1 protein-coding gene is annotated in these 740 nt (G+C 58.8%); it reads right to left on the bottom strand.

The features are described 5' to 3' along the window. On the bottom strand, positions 1 to 636 hold a 636-nt coding region (locus ACIPSK_RS33040; RefSeq protein ID WP_446533145.1), incomplete at its 3' end, for a hypothetical protein. Positions 637 to 740 lie beyond the last annotated feature (104 nt).

Below are 740 nucleotides of genomic sequence, written 5' to 3'. Positions count from 1 at the left end.
GCTCTCGTCGTAAGCCACTGTGCTTCCGACCGGCTGGTAGCCCATCTTCACGAAAAAGATTTGCTCCGGTATGCAGTTCATGACGGCATTGGGGACAGGAGCGACGAAGCTCGAGAGTATGACCGCCTGATTGTTGTTCAGTGCGACGACGCCGCAATAGAGTTCGGGATGCGGCAACGGCGTATAGGAAGGCACGTTGATGCCAAACCCTCCGATCGCAATTCCGGCTTGGTTGGCCGGCGCCGAAAGTCCGAGCGGGTCGAGCGTCAAGGTCGTGCAATTGTCCGGCGAACCATCGGCCGTGGTGAGCGTAACAGCTCGGAATGCCGAGGTGCTGCCGACCACCGATAGCGTGGCTGCATTGAGCGAGAGAAGCACGATCAGCTGGGAGAGCGACACCTGTCTGGTGCTGAGGACACCTGCGTAGACCTGACTGTCCAAACCGAAATTGATCTGCGCTCCCGTAGTTGCGTAATTGCCGACGCTTTGGCAGCCGAGACTGCCGCTGAGGATGGGATCAGAGCTCGGCAGCAACGGAAATGCGGCCTGCTTCTGGAAGACATAGAAATATTGCGTCGTCTGCGAAAGGTTCCGAACGATGATCTGGTAGGACGAACTCGTTATGGCGTGTGACAATCCCCTTTGAGACCAAGCCTGTCCGTCGCCGGGCGGGCAGTGGCAACCGCGCGAATGGTGCGCATGCAGGTGAAGAAAGGGGCGGTTCCTCACCTGCGTGCCTG

The organism is Rhizobium sp. LARHSG275 (assembly GCF_052871115.1).
Note: the sequence above shows the minus strand (reverse complement) of the source record. Positions and strands in the feature narration are given on the sequence as shown.